Here is a 1,285-nt window from a genome sequence, read left to right as displayed (position 1 = left end):
ATACGACTATGACGGATGTCGTGAATGGTTTGAAAAGGCTCTTGCCCTGCCATTCCACAAGCAAATGGTATGGGGTATATCCGACATAAAAGACCATGAACAGTTTGGCAAACTAATGGCCAAACATTCCAATGACGCGGTGTCTATTTATCCGCCAATAGATTTGGACGGAGCAATGGAGCAACTTGCGGAACAAGCGGCAAATGAGGATAAGAACGACCCGGCAGCCTCAAATTTCAGGCTGGCATTAATCAAACTGATGAACAGTGTGAAAAAAGGGAACGCAACGCAAACAGAGGAATTTGCGAAGAAATGCCTCGACATTGCCCTCGAAAATGTGAAGAAAAACATTAACTGGATTAGCCAATTTGTAACCGTATATACAATTCTATATACCGACCAGATTTCCCATAAGGACTATAAGACAGCCATGTACTTTGCCGACAAAGCCGTAGAAGCCGCTGAAATCGGGGAAGAAAAATTAGACCCCTCTTTGGCCTGCCGATTGCTCGGAAACACCTTATTGGGAAAGGCCTCCATCTATGTACGAGAGTCACTTTGGAAAGAAGCGGCAGAGACGTACTATCGCGGTGCTGAAGCATACTCCAGATGCAACGATTACCTAATGCAAAGTGAAGCGTTGAGACTGTGTGGTTGGTGCCGGGAAAATAATTATGAGAAATCGTTAGCTGCGGAATGTTATGTGGAAGGTTTCAGACTTTCAGACAAACTTTCCATAGACCTGATAAAGAACTCCTCTTATCCTCTCCTGCTATTAAGCCTGTTAAACAGTTCGGCACGCTCTAAGCTGGTCAGTGACGATGAAATAAATGAAGTTCTGACCAAAGTGTTAGGAGATGACTGGGAGAATTATTTGTATGAGTATAAAAGAAATTTAGGAAAATACAATGGAATGGCTGAACAACATATTGCGAAATCTTGAAGGGCTGTTCACTGATGCAACCGAATATGCCTATGCGAACCCCAAAGTGGGGTACTTAGTAGTAATCTTTCTGCTATTGGTTTGGCTTGTCGGACTGATATTCGACTGGAAATGGACATACGCCAGACCCGGAAGCTGGGGAGGAAACTTCTTTCTTGACTTATTGGGTCCAACCGGATTCCGATTTTGGCTCGGTGTAATCATTGTGATTGCCATTGTTGCATCTGCCTATTTGTATTTTCGAGTTAAATAACGATAAAGACTGACAGTTATGGCGGACACAGGTTATTTCGACAGCGTAAGTGCCAACCTAAAGACCGGCGTAGGCGCACAGGTCAAGGG

2 protein-coding genes are annotated in these 1,285 nt (G+C 44.0%); both read left to right on the top strand.

The features are described 5' to 3' along the window. Window positions 1–943 (top strand): hypothetical protein (locus ABUA47_RS23945; protein WP_349832193.1); only part of this gene is annotated, 943 nt, incomplete at its 5' end. Next, entirely contained in the window at window positions 909–1,196 is a 288-nt protein-coding gene (locus ABUA47_RS23940; RefSeq protein ID WP_005836808.1) for an immunity 17 family protein, read from the top strand. The genes ABUA47_RS23945 and ABUA47_RS23940, both read left to right, overlap by 35 nt. The last annotated feature ends 89 nt before the right edge of the window (window positions 1,197–1,285 follow it).

The organism is Bacteroides sp. RTP31139st1_H2_RTP31139_211217, from assembly GCF_040227615.1.
GTDB lineage: Bacteria > Bacteroidota > Bacteroidia > Bacteroidales > Bacteroidaceae > Bacteroides > Bacteroides uniformis.
This window is presented reverse-complemented; position numbering and strand designations above follow the sequence as displayed.

Coding starts and splice junctions, on each gene's coding strand:
- ABUA47_RS23940 (WP_005836808.1), top strand. CDS start 909: ATGGAATGGCTGAACAACATATTGCGAAATCTTGAAGGGCTGTTCACT.